This window comes from Allobosea sp. FG18 (assembly GCF_057809495.1).
In genome coordinates this window covers 71,155-88,445 of the sequence record NZ_JBMDKB010000011.1, presented here as the reverse complement: position 1 = coordinate 88,445, position 17,291 = coordinate 71,155, and the positions used below count along the sequence as shown (strand labels likewise).

General features: G+C 63.3%; 21 protein-coding genes. All 21 read left to right on the top strand.

Annotated features, from left to right (window positions below; genetic code table 11):
- Positions 1-19 precede the first annotated feature (19 nt).
- Positions 20-757, top strand: coding sequence for an amino acid ABC transporter permease (locus ACODTJ_RS14020; protein WP_454657523.1), 738 nt, complete (start codon positions 20-22; stop codon positions 755-757).
- A 1-nt stretch (position 758) separates the two neighbouring features.
- The gene (locus ACODTJ_RS14015; protein WP_454657522.1) at positions 759-1,436 is read left to right on the top strand and encodes an ABC transporter permease subunit; all 678 of its coding nucleotides are present in this window, start codon (positions 759-761) and stop codon (positions 1,434-1,436) included.
- 409 nt (positions 1,437-1,845) lie between these two features.
- Entirely contained in the window at positions 1,846-3,555 is a 1,710-nt protein-coding gene (locus ACODTJ_RS14010; RefSeq protein WP_488849178.1) for a tyrosine-type recombinase/integrase, read from the top strand.
- Positions 3,556-3,737: 182 nt separating this feature from the next.
- Positions 3,738-4,538, top strand: a complete 801-nt coding sequence (locus tag ACODTJ_RS14005; RefSeq protein ID WP_488849177.1) for a diguanylate cyclase domain-containing protein — start codon at positions 3,738-3,740, stop codon at positions 4,536-4,538.
- A 410-nt stretch (positions 4,539-4,948) separates the two neighbouring features.
- Entirely contained in the window at positions 4,949-6,013 is a 1,065-nt protein-coding gene (locus ACODTJ_RS14000; protein ID WP_488849176.1) for a phage portal protein, read from the top strand.
- Complete coding sequence (locus tag ACODTJ_RS13995; RefSeq protein ID WP_488849174.1) at positions 6,010-6,144, top strand: hypothetical protein; 135 nt, start codon at positions 6,010-6,012, stop codon at positions 6,142-6,144. The genes ACODTJ_RS14000 and ACODTJ_RS13995 overlap by 4 nt, the downstream gene beginning before the upstream one ends.
- Complete coding sequence (locus ACODTJ_RS13990; protein ID WP_488849172.1) at positions 6,141-6,515, top strand: gene transfer agent family protein; 375 nt, start codon at positions 6,141-6,143, stop codon at positions 6,513-6,515. Before ACODTJ_RS13995 ends, ACODTJ_RS13990 begins: the two co-directional genes overlap by 4 nt.
- Positions 6,508-7,002, top strand: coding sequence for an HK97 family phage prohead protease (locus ACODTJ_RS13985; RefSeq protein WP_488849171.1), 495 nt, complete (start codon positions 6,508-6,510; stop codon positions 7,000-7,002). The genes ACODTJ_RS13990 and ACODTJ_RS13985 overlap by 8 nt, the downstream gene beginning before the upstream one ends.
- Positions 7,003-7,012: 10 nt before the next feature.
- Positions 7,013-8,125 carry a phage major capsid protein gene (locus tag ACODTJ_RS13980; protein ID WP_488849169.1) on the top strand — a complete coding sequence of 371 codons (1,113 nt, stop codon included), beginning with the start codon at positions 7,013-7,015 and terminating at the stop codon, positions 8,123-8,125.
- A gap of 3 nt (positions 8,126-8,128) precedes the next feature.
- A complete protein-coding gene (locus ACODTJ_RS13975) occupies positions 8,129-8,746 on the top strand; it encodes a hypothetical protein (RefSeq protein ID WP_488849167.1) in 618 nt (205 codons plus the stop codon).
- Positions 8,746-9,408, top strand: coding sequence for a tail assembly protein (locus ACODTJ_RS13970; RefSeq protein ID WP_488849165.1), 663 nt, complete (start codon positions 8,746-8,748; stop codon positions 9,406-9,408). The genes ACODTJ_RS13975 and ACODTJ_RS13970 overlap by 1 nt, the downstream gene beginning before the upstream one ends.
- A gap of 340 nt (positions 9,409-9,748) precedes the next feature.
- Positions 9,749-10,204 (top strand): hypothetical protein, encoded by a 456-nt coding sequence (locus ACODTJ_RS13965; RefSeq protein ID WP_488849164.1) that lies wholly within the window; start codon positions 9,749-9,751, stop codon positions 10,202-10,204.
- Positions 10,204-10,530, top strand: coding sequence for a head-tail connector protein (locus ACODTJ_RS13960; protein WP_488849162.1), 327 nt, complete (start codon positions 10,204-10,206; stop codon positions 10,528-10,530). The genes ACODTJ_RS13965 and ACODTJ_RS13960 overlap by 1 nt, the downstream gene beginning before the upstream one ends.
- Positions 10,520-10,933, top strand: a complete 414-nt coding sequence (locus tag ACODTJ_RS13955) for an HK97-gp10 family putative phage morphogenesis protein (RefSeq protein ID WP_488849160.1) — start codon at positions 10,520-10,522, stop codon at positions 10,931-10,933. The genes ACODTJ_RS13960 and ACODTJ_RS13955 overlap by 11 nt, the downstream gene beginning before the upstream one ends.
- The gene (locus tag ACODTJ_RS13950) at positions 10,930-11,343 is read left to right on the top strand and encodes a DUF3168 domain-containing protein (RefSeq protein WP_488849159.1); all 414 of its coding nucleotides are present in this window, start codon (positions 10,930-10,932) and stop codon (positions 11,341-11,343) included. Before ACODTJ_RS13955 ends, ACODTJ_RS13950 begins: the two co-directional genes overlap by 4 nt.
- Entirely contained in the window at positions 11,343-11,663 is a 321-nt protein-coding gene (locus ACODTJ_RS13945) for a phage head closure protein (protein ID WP_488849157.1), read from the top strand. The genes ACODTJ_RS13950 and ACODTJ_RS13945 overlap by 1 nt, the downstream gene beginning before the upstream one ends.
- Positions 11,660-12,049: a phage terminase small subunit P27 family gene (locus tag ACODTJ_RS13940; protein WP_488849156.1), complete on the top strand. Its 390-nt coding sequence runs from the start codon at positions 11,660-11,662 to the stop codon at positions 12,047-12,049. Before ACODTJ_RS13945 ends, ACODTJ_RS13940 begins: the two co-directional genes overlap by 4 nt.
- Positions 12,049-13,680 (top strand): terminase large subunit, encoded by a 1,632-nt coding sequence (locus ACODTJ_RS13935; RefSeq protein WP_488849155.1) that lies wholly within the window; start codon positions 12,049-12,051, stop codon positions 13,678-13,680. The genes ACODTJ_RS13940 and ACODTJ_RS13935 overlap by 1 nt, the downstream gene beginning before the upstream one ends.
- Positions 13,681-13,688: 8 nt before the next feature.
- Complete coding sequence (locus ACODTJ_RS13930) at positions 13,689-15,902, top strand: tape measure protein (protein ID WP_488849154.1); 2,214 nt, start codon at positions 13,689-13,691, stop codon at positions 15,900-15,902.
- The gene (locus ACODTJ_RS13925) at positions 15,902-16,258 is read left to right on the top strand and encodes a phage tail protein (RefSeq protein ID WP_488849152.1); all 357 of its coding nucleotides are present in this window, start codon (positions 15,902-15,904) and stop codon (positions 16,256-16,258) included. Before ACODTJ_RS13930 ends, ACODTJ_RS13925 begins: the two co-directional genes overlap by 1 nt.
- Positions 16,259-16,792: 534 nt before the next feature.
- Positions 16,793-17,227, top strand: coding sequence for a hypothetical protein (locus ACODTJ_RS13920; protein ID WP_488849150.1), 435 nt, complete (start codon positions 16,793-16,795; stop codon positions 17,225-17,227).
- Positions 17,228-17,291: the final 64 nt, after the last annotated feature.

The window sequence follows — 17,291 nt, the reverse complement described above, 5'->3', positions numbered from 1 at the left end:
CGCCATTGCCGGGTGGATCATGGGCTACAATTGGAACTGGGGCGTCCTGTTGCAGCCGGTGGCGACCGGCGAGGCCGCGACCTATCTCGGCTGGATCCTGCATGGCCTGCTGCTGACCGCGGCGCTGACGCTTTCGGCCTGGCTGCTCGCGCTGTTCGTTGGCACCGCTTTCGGCATCCTGCGCGCCTGGCCGAGCCGGCTCTGCGACGCCGTCGGAGCGACCTACGTCTCGCTCTTCCGCAACGTGCCGCTGATCGTGCAGTTCTTCATCTGGTTCTTCGTCGTTCCGGAAGTCCTGCCGACGGCCGTCGGCGACTGGATCAAGAGCATCACGCCGAGCACCCAGGTCTTCATCGTCTCCGTGCTGGCGCTCGGTTTCTTCACCGGCGCCCGCATCTGCGAGCAGGTCCGCGCCGGAATCGCCGCTTTGCCCGACGGCCAGGTCCAGGCCGCACAGGCACTCGGCCTCACGCGGCTTCAGACCTTCCGCCTCGTCCTGCTGCCGCAGTGCTTCCGGCGCATCCTGCCGCCCTTGACCTCCGAGTTCCTGATCATCTCGAAGAACTCTGCGGTCGCGTCGACCATCGGGCTGCTCGAGCTCAGCGGCCAGGCCCGGCAACTCGTCGATTTCACGGCGCAGCCCTATGAATCCTTTATCGTGGTGACGCTCGCCTATATCGGGCTGAACGTCGTCATCCTGCGCCTGATGGAGTGGATCCAGCGGCGCTCCCGGCTCCCGGGCATGATGGGAGCCTGACATGTTCGCTCTCGACTGGGACAGCATCGTCGCCGCCAGGAACGTGATCGGGGCCGGCGTCGCAGTCACGCTGCAGGTCACCCTGGTCGCGATCGCCGGGGGGATCGTTGGCGGTACCGTTCTGGCGATCTGCGCCGTTTCCGGCCGAAGGCCGCTGCAGCTCTTCGCCAAATTCTATGTCGCGCTCTTCAGGGCGGTGCCGCTGGTGATGCTGCTGCTCTGGTTCTTCCTGATCGTGCCGCAGGTCCTGAGAACCGTCTTCGGCCTCTCGCCAAGCATCGACATCCGGCTCGTCTCGGCCATGGTCGCCTTCGTCCTGCTCGAATCGGCCTTCTTCGCGGAGATCATCCGCGCCGGCATTCTCGGCCTGTCCAAGGGGCAGTTCGAAGCCGCTGCCGCCCTCGGCATGACCCGTTATCAGACGATGCGCCTCATCATCCTGCCGCAGGCCTTCCGCGCCATGCTGCCGATCATGCTGACGCAATGCATCGTGATTTTCCAGGATACGTCGCTGGTCTACGTCATCTCGCTCGGCGATTTCTTCCGCAACACGGTGAGCATCGGCGAGCGCGACGGCACGCTGGTCCCGATGCTCCTTCTGGCCGGCGCCGCCTACTGGGCCATCTGCTCCGGCCTGAGCGGGTTGGTCAGGGTTCTTCAGAACAGGGCGGCGGCCTGAAAGCGCAGCAAGACGCCTCGAAACGGCATCGGTATTTTCGCGCTCACCAACTGTGGCATTTCCGTCAAGAAGGGCGAGGTCGTGGTCTTCTGCGGCCTTCAGGGCTCGGTACCCCCGGCTTGAGATGCCAGGCTAACGCATTCGTTGGATAGGAGCGGTTCATGCCGCGGCCTGAAGGCCGGAGATTCGCGAGGCGCTGCGCAAACGCGCTCTCGATTCTTCTGCGAGATTGCTTTCGTGTCCAATCCACGTGATTGGGAAATCAAAGGAAAAGTGGCGGAGACGGAGGGAGTGCATTCCAATTGCGGATAAGTCATTGATTAGGCGAAATAACCCTTGAATTTCAACGGTCCATCACATAATTCTGCTACACAATCTGCTACACAAATCGGGTTCTGGCGTCTCGAAAATGGCTTCGCAAGTCCGTCATCTCCTGCACCGCAACGGCCGCTATTACGCTCGCCTTCGTGTCCCTGATTTGCTGCGTGATATTGTGGGTAAGCGCGAGCTTGCGAAGGCGCTGGACGCCGACCGGAGCATCGCCTTGCGGCTCCTGCCTTCGGCCGTTCACGCCATGCAGATTCAGTTAGACGAGGCCCGCGACCGGGCTGTGGCGATGAACGTTCCCGCGCCTGCGAAGCGCCGGCCGCTGAGTGTCCGGCAGATGGCCGTGGCGCACTACGGCCGGGAGCTTGAGCGCGATGAGATGGCGCGCGGTCGGAATCTGAACGATCCGGTTATGGAGGCGGCGATCCGGCCGACCTACTATTACGCCCTTAAGAGGGCGGCGCGGGGAGGGGCCGAGGATGACGAGCTTGCCGCACTGATCCAGTGGGCCGTTGATGAGTTCGCGAGCGAGGGCAATCCCGTCCCGGTCAAGGGCAGCGATGATTGGCGGGCGCTGGCCCGCATGCTCGCTGGCGTGAAGGCCGAGACGATCGAGAACCAGAACCGGCGCGATCGTGGCGAGGCGGACGCCCCGCCAAAGCATCCCATGCTCTTGCCGGCGAGCGAACTGCCGTCCGCTAGTGCCGACCCGCTGCGTGCCCGGATCATCGGCGCCGAGAGCATCAAGCCCTTGTCGGAAATCCTCCCGGCCATGCTGAAGGAGAAGCAGGCGAAGGACGCGACCGAATACGAGTATGGCGTCGCCGTCCGCATGTTTGAGGAATTCATGGGCGAGGGGCGGCCGGTCTACCGGATCACCCGCGCGGACGTGCTGGCCTACAAGAACGCGCTGCTCGACACGCCTTCGAACTACAGCAAGCGCTTCCCCGAGAAGCCGCTTCCCGAGGCGATCAAGCTCAATGGCGCCCGGAAGACGCCGTTCCCGACGCTGAGCGCCACGACCATCAATGACAAGTGGCTGCCGCGTCTGTCCGCGCTCATGTCGTGGTGCGTCGATAACGAGATCATCCCCGACAACCCGGCGCGGGGTGTGAAGGTCGATACGAAGAAGGGCGCGACCAAGGCGCCGCGCGTCCCGTTCACGTCCGTTGACCTGAAGGCCATCGTCGCCCCGCCGCTTTTCAAGGGCCAGGACTTCGGCGAGAAGCATTGGACGCTCCTGCTCGCGCTCTACAGCGGAATGCGAGCCTCTGAGATCGCACAGCTTCGCCTTGAGAGCATCCGCAAGGAACGCGGCGTGCTGGTGTTCGCTATCGAGGAAGAGACGAAGAACCAGCAGTCGGTTCGCCTGACGCCGGTTCATAGCAAGCTGTTGGACCTTGGCCTTGAAGCCCGCATCGCGAAGCTGAAGGCGGCCGGCGAAACCCATCTGTTCCCCGAATGGTATGGGGACGGGCAGGCCCGCATCGCGGCGAGCGCGGGCGGTAAACGCATTCTCAACCAGCCCTATAGCCAGTTCATCCCGCGATGGTTCAACCGGACCTATCTGCCGAAGGTCGGTATCACCGACCCGGCGAAGGTGTTTCATTCCTTCCGGCACACCTTCAAGACGGCGATGTCGGTGGCTGGCGTGCCGCGTGCTGTTAGCGACCATATCACCGGGCATGACGATGCGTCGTCCGGCGCCGGCTATATCCATGACGCCTCGCTTGACGTGCTGAAGGAGGCTGTTGACCGGGTGGCCTATGAACTGCCGGCTTTGCGTGGGTGATCCTTCGTCGGGAGCGTCGCAAGAATCTGTTAGAGATCGAATGCCGGCATTCGAGCTTCAGCGGGCTCACCGAGCTTGGTAGGGCACGGGCTCGCGGCGGCCCTGTTTTGATTCATATCAATGGACTTTGATTATGCCCTAAGGTAATCGGTCGGCCGGCTTGCCTCGATGAGATTGCTTGTATGCACCCGCCCCAGAGCCAATCGCGGCTACTTTCTCCTCATGAGTTGTTGCAAACAATTGATGAGAATATATCGCAGTCAAGGGGCGGCATCGGTGTCATTTCAATACAAATAGTTGATGTCGAATATTTTTTGCAAAAATTCGGCACTGTCTGTGTTGAAGAGCTTACGCGTGAGTTCGCAAAGAGACTTATCTTAACGATCTCACATTCGGGTTATTTTTGTAGAAGACCAGATTCGACTTTCGTAGTTATGTTGAATGCTCTCACGTCGACAGCCGCGCTCGAAATGAAGATCAATCAGATTGCTAATGAAGTAAGTTTTTTGGCGACGGTGAGCGACTTAGAATTCAGGATCGAATGTGTTACTGGTGCCTGCGACCCCAGTATTGTGGAGGACGCTCTATCTGCGGTGGAACGTGCAGACTCATCCTTAAAGCGCGCAATCGCTAGGCAGGTCAGTTACCACATCGATGGCCCTGGCATCGATGGTCTGCCGTTGCGATATTCTTTGGCTCGTCGCCGAAGGCGCCAAAATGAACGCCGGGGTGGTGATCGGAAGCCAGTCCAAACGCGTGCTAAGTGCTTTCTTGAGCACCTAAACGCATCAGTTGAATGCCTAGTCCTTGATGTTTCACGCGGCGGCGCAAGATTGCGAGTTTCCGATAGTTTGGTGCTCCCCGACGAGTTTGATTTGCTAATGTCCTACGAAGGTGAACGTAAGCGCGTGCGCTTGCGGTGGCGGAGGCAAATGGACATCGGCGTCGAATTTATAAAGCGTAGTGGGACTGCTACAGCTTAGGCTGCCGCATCGGCATTACTTTCTCCTTCCGGAATTCCCGAGGCGGCGTTTCTTTGCCTTGGTGCGGAAGGTTTGTAGGCCTTCCCAACTTCCTTCAATGGCCGGCAGTCGAACATTAATCGCAAGCCGGATATGAGATCAAAATCCTATTATCTTTTGTAGGTAGGATTATTAACTTGTATCGCGATCCCCCTTGTGGGACAATCTTCACCGTTGCGTAAGGTGAAGGTTAAGTTGTGTTCCGCGAGTTAGTCGGCAGCGTAAAGAAGTCACTCGGATTTCAGCTCGAACGGAAGGCGATCCCCCTTTCTAATCCTGCTATCTCTGAGTTGTTCGGCGCGCTGCCGACTGCCTCCGGTGTTCCCGTTACTGCAAGCACCGCGCTTCGCGTTCCTGCCGTTCTTCAGGCCGTGCGCCTGATCGCCGAAACTGTCGGCTCCCTTCCTTGCAAGCTCTATCGCGACGCTGACGGGAGCAAGGAGGCCGCGAAGGATCACGCTGGCAACCGGCTGGCCCATAATCGCGTCAACGGCTGGACCAGCGCCGGCCATCTCCGCACCCTGCTCACGACCGACGCCCTGCTTCACGGCGCAGGCTATGCCCATGTCGTCCGCACTGGCGACGGCCGCCCTTTCGAGATCAACCGCCTTCAGCCCGGCACGGTCCAGCGCCGTTTCGAGGATGACGGCGAGCCCTATTACATCGTCACCGACGCGAACCGCGTGCCGCGCCGGCTGTTCTATCAGGACGTGCTCTATGTCCCGGCCTTCGGCGACACGTCCCCGGTGCAGCTCGGCAAGGAAGCCATCGGCGTTTCCATGCTGTTGGAGCGTCATGCCGCGCAGTTCTTCGGCTCCGGCGCCCGCCCGGCTGCCGTCATTACGAACGACGCGAAGATGGGTGGGGAACAGGGCGCCACGACGCTGGCCAGTATTCGCAAGTCATTCCGCGAATGGCTGAGCGGCAACAGCAGCGATCCCCTCATTCTGGATTCCGGGTGGAAGTTCGATCAGCCGGCCATGACCTCGACCGATGCCCAGTTCCTTGAGCATCGCCTTGAACAGGTCCGCGAGATCGCCCGCATCTTCGGCGTCCCGCCTTCCATGCTGTTCGAACTGAGCCGGGCGACGTGGAGCAACGCGGAGCAGATGGCCGCGAGCTTCCTTCAGCTTTGCCTTCGGCCGTGGCTCGACCGCTGGCAGGACGCTTACGCGACCGTGCTGCTCACCGAGGACGAGCAGGATAGCCTCTATTTCGAGTTCGTCATTGACGACCTGCTTCGCGCCGATGCTGCCGGTAGGACCGACAACATCACCAAGCTGATTGCGGCCCGCGTCATCGTCCCGAATGAGGCGCGCGGAATGCTCAACATGCCTGCCATCGAAGGCGGCGACGAGCTTGCCAATCCCTACACGACGACCGGCCCCGCTGCCGGCGCGAACGACAATCCCAGCACCGACAAGGAAGCCGCGTGACCGAATCCGATCAGCCGAAGTTCGTCTTTCGGGAAATGAAGCTCACTCCGGAGCAGCAGGAGCGGCTTGCTGCCCGCCTTCAGCGCATTGTTCGCGAAGCTGTCCGCACGGCTTGGGAAGCTTCGGAATGAAGCACGTCGCCTTTTTCGGTGACGGCGAGAAGACCTTCGCCCTCACCATGCCCATGATCGCCGAGCTTGAGCGTAAGTCCGGCGTCGGTATCGGCGCGCTCTATCAGCGTGTCGCGCTCACCCTTCAGTTTCATGTCGGCGACGTGGTCGAAATCATTCGGCTCGGCCTGATCGGCGGCGGCACGTCCCCGGCCGAGGCCCAGAGCCTTATCGATGCCTACACCCCGGATCAGCCGCTTATCCCGCTGGCCATGCTCGCCGTGGACATCCTCAACGCCCGTTGGAACGAGCCGGTTGCCGAGGGCCAGGACGACGAGCCCGACCTCGCCGCCGCAATCAAGGCCGCCTATGCGGACGTGCCCGATGTCTGAGCGTCTGGAGATCAAGGCCGCGCTCGCGATTGACGACGCCGGCACCATCACCGGAACGGCTTGGCCCTTTGGCAGTGCCGATAGCGTCGGTGACATCATCACGAAGGGCGCCTTCAACGTCCTCGGCGAAGACACGCCGATGCTGCTTCAGCATGATCCCGGCCAGCCTGTCGGTATCTGGAACGAGATCACCGAAACCGCTGACGGACTTCAGGTGAAGGGGCGCCTGTTTATCGAGGAAAGCCAGCGCGCCCGCGCCGTCCGCTCCATGGTGAAGAGCGGCCTCATCTCCGGCCTGTCCATCGGCTTCCGCCCCATCGAGGCGAAGCAGAGCGGCCGGAACCGCATCATTTCCAAGCTCGACCTCTTCGAAATCTCTGTCGTCCGCAACCCGGCTCATCCGAAGGCCCGGATCACGAACGCCAAGGACGCCACGGCTGCCATTGCCGAGGCAATCAACCGCGCCGCCGTGGCGCTCAATCCCTGAAAGGACCAACGTGAACAACCTCGCCCATATTGAACTGAAGTCCGACGACGCCGACAACGTGCCGGCCGATGTCGCTTCGGCGCTCGCCAATCTGACGAGTTCCGTGGACGCCCGCCTCAAGGCTATCGAGACGAAGAGCGACGCCCGCCTCGACAAGCTGGAAGCCAAGGCCAATCGCCTGCCGGCTTCGAACGACAATCAGGCCGAGGACGCCCTCGAAACCAAGGCGTTCAGCGACTTCCTGCGCACCGGCCAGATTGACCAGAAGGCCCTGACGGTCGCGAACGATGCGCCGGGATATGTGCTCGCGCCGGAAGAGACCACGAGCGAGTTCATCCGCAACCTTGTCGAGTTCTCCCCGGTGCGAGCCATCGCGGACGTGAAGTCGGCCGGCTCGCACACCGTCGTCCTGCCGAAGCGCCTTTCGGTCACGAATGCGAAGTGGAAGGGCGAAGCGGTCGCGTCGGAAGCGTCCGAGCCGACCTTCGGCGAGATGGAAATCGCCATCAAGGAGCTGAACACCCACGTCGATATTTCGAACTGGCTTCTGGAGGACGCGCAGAACGTCGAGTCCGAGGTTCGGCTTGCGCTCGCCGAGGACTTCGGCGCCAAGGAAGGCACCGCCTTCGTCAACGGCAGCGCCGCCGCCGAGCCGAAGGGCTTCATGACCGAAGCCGGCATCGCACAGTCCCTCAACGGTCATGCGACGAACCTGTCGGCCGATGCGCTGATCTCTCTCATGTATGCCCTGCCGGGCGTTTATCGCAGCCGTGGCACTTGGGCCATGAACGGCTCGACGCTTGCGACCATCCGCAAGCTGAAGGACGGCAACGGCAATTACCTGTGGCAGCCCAGCTATCAGGCCGGCCAGCCCGAGACGATCCTCGGCCGCCCGGTTGTCGAGCTGATCGACATGCCGGACGTTGCCGCCAACGCCTTCCCGGTCATCTTCGGCGACTTCAAGGCCGGCTATCGCATCTATGACCGGATCGAGCTTGCGGTGCTCACCAACCGCTATCTGCTCGCGACCGAGGGCATGGTTCGCTTCCACGCTCGCCGTCGCGTCGGCGCCGGCGTCGTCCGCACCGATGTCTTCCGCAAGCTGAAGATGGCCACTTCGTAAGCCATGACCTTGCGGCCCGCATACGATGAGATCGTTCTGGAACACGGCAACAATGCCGTGATCCTGCGGCCCTCATTGCGGGCCGCGAGCACCCTTGAGCGAAGCCATGACGGCTTCGCCACGCTGATGCAGCGCCTAGCCGAGTTCCACACTGGCACCGTGCGCGAGATCATTCTTACGGCCGCCACCGACCGCAAGGATGCCACTGCCTTCCTCGACAACATGTCGCGCCAGCCGATCAACCGCTTTGTCGAGATCGCGCAGGCCCAGCTTGCCCGCCTTGTCACCGGCTTCATTCCCCAGCCTGATCCCGCCGCCAAGCCCTTGCAGGGCAAGATGGTGCCGCTGCGCGAGCTTTACCGCGACATGTATCGCAGGGCGACCGGCTGGCTTCACTGGCCCCCGAATGCGACGTGGAACGCGACCCCAACCGAAATCACTGACGCCCTCAACGCCCATTTCGAGATGCTGAAGGCCATCCACGGCAGCGCCGACGATAAGCCGGAAGACCGCCAGCACGATCCCGAACAGGCAGCGCGGAACGAAGCCGCTGGCCTCGACCCCGAATTTGACCGCGCCGGCCTGCGCGCCCTCAAGGCCAAGTATGGGAGAAAGCGCTGATGCGCACCATCCACCTTCACGGTGCCATCGGTCGCAAGTATGGCAAGAAGTTCAAGCTTGATGTCCGCACCGCGGGCGAGGCCATTCGCGCGCTCGGCGCCAACTTCCCGAATTTCCTCAAGGATATCCGCGACGGTGCTTGGCATGTCGTTCGCGGTAAGAACGTCGATACTGGCTTCAGCCTCGACAAGGACGATATCGCCGGCTTCAACCTCGGCAACGGCGACCTCCATATCGTCCCGGTTGTGGCCGGTTCGAAGCGCGCCGGCTTGCTCAAGACCGTGCTTGGCGTCGTGCTCATCGGCGCGGCGTTCGCCCTGACGGGCGGCACCTTGGCTGGTGCTATCGGCCCCGGCCTTGGTCTGAGCAGCACCGCCCTCGGCGGCATCACCGGAACGCAGGTTGCCCTCTTCGGCGCGGCCATGGCGCTCGCCGGTGTCTCCTCACTCCTGACCCCGCAGGAGAAGAAGAAGGAGAACGGCGACGACAGTTCCTTCACCATGAACGGTCCCGGCAACACGTCCGATCAGGGTGTTCCCGTCCCGCTGGTCTATGGCGAAGTCATCACCGGCGGCGTCATGATCTCCGGTGGTTATGATGTCGAGCGCATCGCCATCGTCGGTAATGGTGGCGGCAGCATCGGCGGCGGGGGCAAGAAGTGACCCGCCGTCCACCCCGCCTCTGCTCTTGCGGCAGCATCGTCGCCCATGGCGCCCGTTGCCATTGTCAGCGCGAGCAGGATCGCGTTCGCGGCGCACGGCACGATCGCGCCCGCCCTAACGCCCGCCAGCGCGGCTATGATCGCCAGTGGGAAGAGGCAGCTCGCACCTATCTGCGCCAGCCCGGCAATCAGCGCTGTGAATGCGGCGCACCCGCCACCCTTGTCCGGCACCGCATCAGCATCCGCCAGCATCCCGAGCTTCGCATGTCGCCCGCCAACTGGCGCCCCGGCTGCCGTCGCTGCAATGCCCTCGACTACATCCGAGAGAGAAGTCCCCGCCGATGAGGGAGCTAACGCACGAAGGCATCACCCAGCCAATCCGCGAATGGGCGTTGGACTACGGCATTCCGACACATCTCATCCGAGATCGTCTTCGCCGTGGCTGGACCGTTGAAAAGGCGATCACCACGCCGATGAACGTCGCTCCCGGTGAACGCTTGATGGATCGCGCACGGCGCCCAAGCGGAGCAAGCAGCCATCGTCGCCGGTTTGAGCATGCAGGTAGGAGCCTGACCGTTACACAATGGGCCGAGCACACAGGCATCAGCTACGCCACGCTCGCGAACCGCCTTCGCTCCGGTTGGCCTGTCGGTAAGGCCCTGACGAAGCCGGTGCGTCGGCAGTCCGATCAGCACCCGGGGGTGGTCTCCAATTTTCCGCCTGTTTCGGGGACCGGCGCGGGGAGCACCGCGCAAGAGACGCCCGAAATAACTTTTTCCGAAGAGGCCAATTCCTGATGAGTAGCGTCACGCTTTCGCTCGCGAAGGCGCATCTGAATATCGACCATTCGAGCGACGATGAGCTTATTCAGCTTTACCTCGACGCTGCCGACGACTGGTTTCAGGCCCAGACCGGCCGCAAGCTCGCTGATCTCTCTCCGGTTCCGGCTGACATCAAGCTCGCGATGATGAAGCTCGCGGCGTTCTATTACATGCACCGCGAGGCCGTTTCCTTCGGCGATGCGGTGCGTTTGGCGCCCTATGGCGTGCAGGCTGTGGCCAATTCCTACCGGGAACGGTGGTTCGGCGAGCCTGCGCCCGAGGATTCCGACGATGAGTTCTGACCTCGACCGGCTCAATCGCCGGTTCGCGGCGGTGCTGAAGAACGTCCGCGAGATGCTTCCGCCTGCCTTGCTGAAGGGCGCGAACGAGGTGGCAGACATGCAGCGCCGCCTCGCGCCGGTGGATGAAGGCGACCTGAAGGATTCCATCACCGTCACGCCGCCCGGTGGCACCACGCCGCCGTATTCGCAGCCGGGCGGAAGCCGCACGGCCGGCGAGCTTGAGGCCATCGTGACGGCCGGCAACAGCAATGTCCGCTATCCGCACCATGTCGAGCACGGCACTTCGAAGATGTCGGCGCGACCGTTTTTCTTCCCCGGCTGGCGCTTCGCGCGTCGTCGTTCCTTGGACCGGATCAAGCGCGCTGGCAGTAAGGCCGTCCGCACCGGATGGGACGCGCCGTGATCGAACCGACGACCGCCTTCCGCGAGGCCATCGGCGACCATCTCGCCAGCGACCCCGCCGTCACCGCGCTTGTAGACCCCGAGAACATCAGGGCCGGCGACTTCGCGCCGGATGAGCTTCCGGCCGTCCTGTTCAGCGCCGGCAATGTCATGATGCACGGCCGCGCATCGGGCGGCCAGTTCGTCGCGACGGTGTTCCTCGACCTGCATATCTGGGCGGTGGAAGACGGCCTTGACCGCGCCCAGACCATCGGCGCAGTCGTGGCGCGTCGCCTTATGGACTGGCCTGCCGGCGTAGGTTTCGAGATCGACGCCTTCCGGCACACCCGCACTGTCTGGCCGCGCGATCCGAATCCCGAGTTCGGCCATGGCGTCATGTCGGTGGAAGCCGTCATCCGGTGGAGCATCTGATGCTCGCGGCCGGCACTCTCTTCCACACCATCACCATTGAGCGCGAGACGAAGACGCGCACGCCCAGCCGTGGCACCGTTTCCGCCTGGACGGAAATCGCCACGACGCGGGCCGAGGTGGCGAAGTCGTCATCCGCCGACTTCCTCACCGGCTTTGGGACGGCCCAGCAGGGCACCGTTATCTTCCGTATCCGCTGGCGGGACGGCCTGACGGGCGCCGAGCGCATCGTCTTCAACGGCCGGGCGTATCAGATTAAGGAAATCGCCGACATCGGGCGCCGCGTTGGCCTCGAAATCATGGCGGTTGCGTCGGCGTCGTGACCCATCTTCGCGGCGTGAAGCCGGCCTTATCCCCTGATCGCGAGCCCCTGACGAAGTCCCCGCCTGCCCCGAAGTGGCTGAGCGAGGACGCGCGCGGCGAGTGGAAGCGGATCATGCCGCGCTTGATCGCCGACCGCATCGTCACGCGGGCCGATCTCACCGGCATCGAGAACTATTGCGTTGCAGTCGGGCACGTCCGCGCCATCGAGCGCACCTTCGCCACGACCGGCACGCTCGATAAGACGCTTTTCGGCATGCAGAACCGCGCCATGCAGACAGCGCGGCAGCTCGCGGCCGAATACGGCCTCTCGCCTGTCTCGCGCGCCCGCGTCGGCAGCAATGCCGGGAACGACGATGACGACGACAACCCGCTGGCGGTGCGCTGATGGCGAGCACCTATCCGGCGTGGATTTTCGACGGCAGTCCGATTGACGACCCGTTCGGCTACGGCGAACGGGCGGTTGAGTTCCTGCGCCGCCTGAAGCACCCGAACAGCACGGCGCCGAAGAACGCTTTCCGGCTTCACGACTGGCAGGAGCGCATTGTTCGTCGCATCTACGGCCCGCGCCATCCTGACGGCCGGCGCATCGTGGAAACCGTCTTTTGGATGATCCCGCGCGGGAACCGGAAGACCAGCCTCGCGGCTGCGCTCGCCCTGCTTCACACCATCGGCCCCGAGCGCGTCCCGGCCGGACAGGTCATCTTCGCGGCGTCGGATCGCGAGCAGGCTGGCCTTGGCTTCAAGGAAGCCGCGAACATCGTCCGCATGGATAGGCGCCTTGTCAGCGCGACCCGCATTTACGACGCTCATAACAGCGCGAAGAAGATCGCTTATCCGGCGCAGGGCGTCGAGCTTCAGGCCATTTCGAGCGACGGCGCCGCCCAGCACGGAAAGACGCCCAGCTTCGTGCTTGTAGACGAGATTCACGTTTGGAAGGGCCGCGACCTTTGGGAGGCCTTGAAGTCCGGCATGGTCAAGACCAGCGGCACGCTCATGGTCATTGCGACTACAGCCGGACGTGGCAGCGAGAACATCGGTTTCGAGCAGTATGAGTATGCCCGGCGCGTCGCGCGCAGCGAGATCGTGAACCAGGCCTATCTGCCGATCATTTTCGAGGCCGAGAACGATAACGACTGGCAGGATGAGGACGTTTGGCACCGGGTTAACCCCGGCTTGACTTACGGCTTCCCCAACCTTGACGCCCTGCGCTCAGCGGCGAAGGAGGCCGAGCATCGACCCGCCGACCGGCACGCTTTCCTTCAGTTCAACCTCAACATCTGGCAGGCGCATTCCCGCGACCCGCTGTTCGACATGGCGACTTATGACGCCGGCACTTTTCCGCTGGACCTCGCCGAGCTGGAGGCGCTGCCGTGTTTCCTTGGCGTGGACATGGCCATCAATGGCGACCTAACGGCCATTGTCGCGGCATGGCGCCACGATGACGGCCGGATCACGATTGCCCCTTGGTTCTTCGTCCCCGGCGATGACCTCATCGGCCGCGCCCAGCGCGACGGCGTGTCCTACGAGCGTTGGCGCGACGAAGGCCATGTGATCGTCACCGATGGCCCGATCATTGATCCCGGCACGGTGGAGGACCATATCCGGGAGCTTTGCGCCCGGTTCGATGTGCGTCAGATCGCCTTTGACCCCCACCTTGCCCGCACGACTATGCAGCGCCTCTTCGACGATGGCCTGCCGACTGTCGAGATGCGCCAGAACATCACGACCATGGGGCCGGCGATCGGCACCCTTGAGCGCTTTGTGAACGGTCGGCTGCTTCGTCACGGCGGGCATCCGGTCCTTCGCCATCACTTCGATAGCGTCGTCGCCAGCCGAAACGACACCGGGCTTGTCCGCATGCACAAGGGCCGGAAGACCGACCGCATTGACGGTGCTGTTGCTGCCGCGATGGCCGTTGCCCGCGCCGCTGCGAACGACAACCGCCGCAGTATTCACGACATGGACCCTGAAGAGGAAGCCGAGTTCTGGACCAAGGTCCACGACCTCGCCGCGTAGGAGTAGATATGGCCGAAGCCGCCGAACAGCTTGTCGTCGCCCTTGAAGCCCGAATCCGGGACTTTGAGAAGAACATGTTGCGCGCGAAGCGAGTTGCGAACGACAACTACGGTGCCATGGAGAGTCGGGCGCGCAGGGCTGGCCGCAACATGGAGCAGGCCATGGCGACCAGCAGCAACGCCATGACCCGCAGCTTGGAAGGCTTCGGCAGGGCAGCGGCCGGCAAGGTCGGCGCGGCGTTCGCCGCGATCACGGCCGGCATCGGCTTGAACGAGCTTCGGAAGACCGCCGACGAATACACCAAGGTCATGAACACGCTGAAGGTGGCCGGCGTGAAGGACGCCGACCTTTCCGGCACCTTCGACAAGTTGTTCGCCAGCGCCCAGCGCAACTATGCGCCGCTGGACGCGCTGGCAACGCTCTATGGCCGCGTCTCGGCTGCCCAGACCACGCTGAAGGCTTCCTCGCAGGAAGTCATGCAGGTCACGGACATCGTCGCGCAGTCGCTTCGCGTCGGCGGAACGTCCGCTTCGGCGGCGTCCGGCGCGCTGCTTCAGTTGGGCCAGGCCCTCGCGGGCGGGAAGATTCAGGCCGAGGAATACAACTCGCTGCTCGACGGCATGCGCCCGCTTTTGGAAGCCGCTGCCGCTGGCTTGGTTGAAGCGGGCGGCGACGTGGCGAAGCTCACCGCCCTTGTGAAGGATGGAAAGGTCTCGAGCGAGGCGTTCTTCCGGGCGATTCAGGCCGGCGCCCCGCTGCTCGAGGAAAAGCTGGCCGGCGCTGCCGTCACGACCGAGCAGGCGATGCAGCGCCTTCAAAACGAGTTCGTGAAGGCCGTTGGCGAGTTCGACAAGGCGACCGGCGCCAGCACTGCCCTTGCAGGTGCGATTGATAGCCTCGCCGGGAGCATCGGCGGGATTGGCACCGCTGCCACAAACGCCGTGGTCGGCGTGCAGAACCTTATCAACAAGGTCGGCGAGCTTGCGAAGGCCCATGCCGGCGCCCAGCGCGCCGCCGCGCTGACTTATCAGGACGAACGCGCCGCCCGCGTGGCGCAGGCCCGCGAAATGGGGCTGGCGAATGCTGGTGGCCGCGAAAAGCTGGCGCAGGAGCGCGCCGCCGCCGATGCTGCCGCGAGCGCGGCTTCCCGACAGGCCGTTTCCGGCTTCCGCCAGTCCGAAATCGACTATTCCAACCGCCTCACCACGACGACGCTGCCGCCCTCGCGGCCGAAGGGCGCCGGTAGCGATATCAAGCCGGTTTCCCTCAAGAACTACGCCGTTCCCGGCGAGGAAGGTAAGGGCGGCGGAGGTGGTGGCGGCTCCGGTGCGGAGAAGCAGAGCCGCTTTGACCGCGACCTTGAATCGATCCAGCGCCGCACCGAAGCCCTGCGCCTTGAGGCCCAGATGGTCGGTAAGGGGCGTGAGGAAGTCGAGCGGTCGAAGATCGCCCTTCAGCTTGAGCAGGCCGCGAAGCGCGATGGCCTCACCGTCACCGACGAAATGCAGTCGAAGATCGAGCAGGCTGCACAGGGCTATGCTGCCGCGAAGATGAAGGTCGAAGACCTGAAGGAGGCGATGGACGGCGTTCGCGACGCGCAGAAGTTCTTCGCGCAGGAAGTGACTGACGGCTTCGTGGATATGATCGTGGAGGGCAAGAGCGCGACCGAGGTTGTGCAGCAGCTTGGCAAGGCCCTGTTGAAGGCTGCCCTTCAGGCCATGCTTATGGGCAGCGGCCCGCTCGCCGGGCTGTTCGGAACGAAGGGCGCGGACGGCGCCGTGGGTGGCTTGTTCGGCTTCCTGCCCAAGCTCTTCGGCTTCGCGGACGGCGGCTACACCGGGCCCGGCGGGAAGTATCAGCCGGCCGGCATCGTCCACCGTGGCGAGTATGTCATGTCCAAGGCCGCAACCAGCCGCATCGGCGTCCAGAACCTTGAGGCCATGCACCGGGGAGCGCTGCGCGGCTTCGCGGATGGTGGATATGTCGGCAGCGCGCCGGCCATTCGGCAGCCGGAACTTTCCGGCGCCAGTGCCGCGCCAGTGCAGGCCATCAGCATCTCGGCCCCGATCACGGTAACGGGGAGCGCCGGAACCCCGGAACAGAACGACGACCTCGCCCGAAAGATGCAGCGAAGCCTTGAGGTGACGATGCGGTCGGTGGTGGCCGATGAGATGCGCCGCCAGACCAAGCCGGGGAACTTCGCGAACACGAGGAACCGCTGATGCCCTTGCCAACGTTCACGCCACCCATCGGCCCGACGCCGGGAACCGCGCATAAGCCGAAGGTGAACCTGCTCAAGGCCGAGTTCGGCGACGGCTATTCGCAGTCAACGCCGAAGGGGATCAACCACATTCGCCGGACGTGCAGCCTGAAGTGGGACGCGCTCACACTCGATCAGATGCAGGAGCTTGCCGAGTTCTTCGAGCGGATGGGCGGGAGCCAGCCGTTCTATTACCAGCCGCACGGCGCACGCTCGCCGGTGAAGTGGACTTGCGAGGACTGGTCGCATCCGCAGGCGCAAGACGGTGTTTGGACCTTCACGGCTGAACTGGTGCAGAGCTTCAGCAACGCCGCGTAGTAGATAGCCCCACGCTGACTCAGAGAAGGCCCAGGACTCGCCTTCGTGCGCTTGCAGGTGGCAGAGGGGCGGCCGGAAGCTGGCGCCCGCTGATGACTCTCTAAACGCTTCCGGGCGGAACGGTCCCGTTCGCCCATGAGATAGGTGACGGTCGGGAGCGGAGCGACCGGGCCGGCGCCCTCTCTATCCGGGACGGGACATCTGGTGCCGGGCACCCTACGCCTTCGGCTACCGGAGGAGTTCCTGCGGATACCAGCGGGATGAACCTTCCGGACGCGCCAGCGGCCGGGCAAGGCCGAAGGCCGCGCAGGCGAGCGCCGCAGGCGCGAGTAGTCGGGACAAGAGCGAAAATGTCCTCCCCCATTTTTCGTAGGTTATCTCTTCTTCAAATACCGACATACATATACATAAGGGAAAATGGGGGAGGACATTTCGGCGGCGGTTTGCCGTGGAAATTAGGGGAGGACATAGGAACGCAGTCCTTGACAGAAAGCGTATACTAGTATACGCTTAATCATCGTCACAGGAGTTTCCATGTCCCCCGCTTCCGTTATGCTGCGCCTTCCGCCTCGCCGGCTCGACCAGTTGAAGACCCTCTCGGCTGTGCTCAATCTGAGTCTCGCCGACACCATCGGCCACATGCTCCGCAAGGAGATCGCCGCAGGTGTTATCCCGGCCATCATCCCCGGCATTATCGTGCAGCGCGCAGGAGACAAGGTGTCTGTTGCGATCGATGACCATCCGGCCACGCTCTACAGCCTCGAAAGCGCGCGCGAGTTCGCTGAGACGATCAGGGCCGTTGTGGACGGCACCGCCAGTCCTGACACGATCAAGGTTGGTGCTTGGTTCCGGGTCCAGCGCGTCGGCATTGGCTTCAAGATCCACCTGCGAATGGGCGGGCCGGAAGTCACCCTTTCTGGCGATCTCGCGCGTGATCTTGCCGACCTGATCGAGAAGGCAGCGATCTAAAAAGAAACGGCCCAGGCGTTGGCGCGCCTAGACCGTTCAGAACTGTTTGATAGCGAGAAAATTC

Excerpts from the sequence above, each read along its gene's own strand:
- ACODTJ_RS14020 (WP_454657523.1), top strand. The coding sequence starts at position 20 with ATGGGCTACAATTGGAACTGGGGCGTCCTGTTGCAGCCGGTGGCGACC.
- ACODTJ_RS14015 (WP_454657522.1), top strand. The coding sequence starts at position 759 with ATGTTCGCTCTCGACTGGGACAGCATCGTCGCCGCCAGGAACGTGATC.
- ACODTJ_RS14010 (WP_488849178.1), top strand. The coding sequence starts at position 1,846 with ATGGCTTCGCAAGTCCGTCATCTCCTGCACCGCAACGGCCGCTATTAC.
- ACODTJ_RS14005 (WP_488849177.1), top strand. The coding sequence starts at position 3,738 with ATGCACCCGCCCCAGAGCCAATCGCGGCTACTTTCTCCTCATGAGTTG.
- ACODTJ_RS13990 (WP_488849172.1), top strand. The coding sequence starts at position 6,141 with ATGAAGCACGTCGCCTTTTTCGGTGACGGCGAGAAGACCTTCGCCCTC.
- ACODTJ_RS13985 (WP_488849171.1), top strand. The coding sequence starts at position 6,508 with ATGTCTGAGCGTCTGGAGATCAAGGCCGCGCTCGCGATTGACGACGCC.
- ACODTJ_RS13975 (WP_488849167.1), top strand. The coding sequence starts at position 8,129 with ATGACCTTGCGGCCCGCATACGATGAGATCGTTCTGGAACACGGCAAC.
- ACODTJ_RS13970 (WP_488849165.1), top strand. The coding sequence starts at position 8,746 with ATGCGCACCATCCACCTTCACGGTGCCATCGGTCGCAAGTATGGCAAG.
- ACODTJ_RS13965 (WP_488849164.1), top strand. The coding sequence starts at position 9,749 with ATGAGGGAGCTAACGCACGAAGGCATCACCCAGCCAATCCGCGAATGG.
- ACODTJ_RS13960 (WP_488849162.1), top strand. The coding sequence starts at position 10,204 with ATGAGTAGCGTCACGCTTTCGCTCGCGAAGGCGCATCTGAATATCGAC.
- ACODTJ_RS13955 (WP_488849160.1), top strand. The coding sequence starts at position 10,520 with ATGAGTTCTGACCTCGACCGGCTCAATCGCCGGTTCGCGGCGGTGCTG.
- ACODTJ_RS13945 (WP_488849157.1), top strand. The coding sequence starts at position 11,343 with ATGCTCGCGGCCGGCACTCTCTTCCACACCATCACCATTGAGCGCGAG.
- ACODTJ_RS13935 (WP_488849155.1), top strand. The coding sequence starts at position 12,049 with ATGGCGAGCACCTATCCGGCGTGGATTTTCGACGGCAGTCCGATTGAC.
- ACODTJ_RS13930 (WP_488849154.1), top strand. The coding sequence starts at position 13,689 with ATGGCCGAAGCCGCCGAACAGCTTGTCGTCGCCCTTGAAGCCCGAATC.
- ACODTJ_RS13925 (WP_488849152.1), top strand. The coding sequence starts at position 15,902 with ATGCCCTTGCCAACGTTCACGCCACCCATCGGCCCGACGCCGGGAACC.
- ACODTJ_RS13920 (WP_488849150.1), top strand. The coding sequence starts at position 16,793 with ATGTCCCCCGCTTCCGTTATGCTGCGCCTTCCGCCTCGCCGGCTCGAC.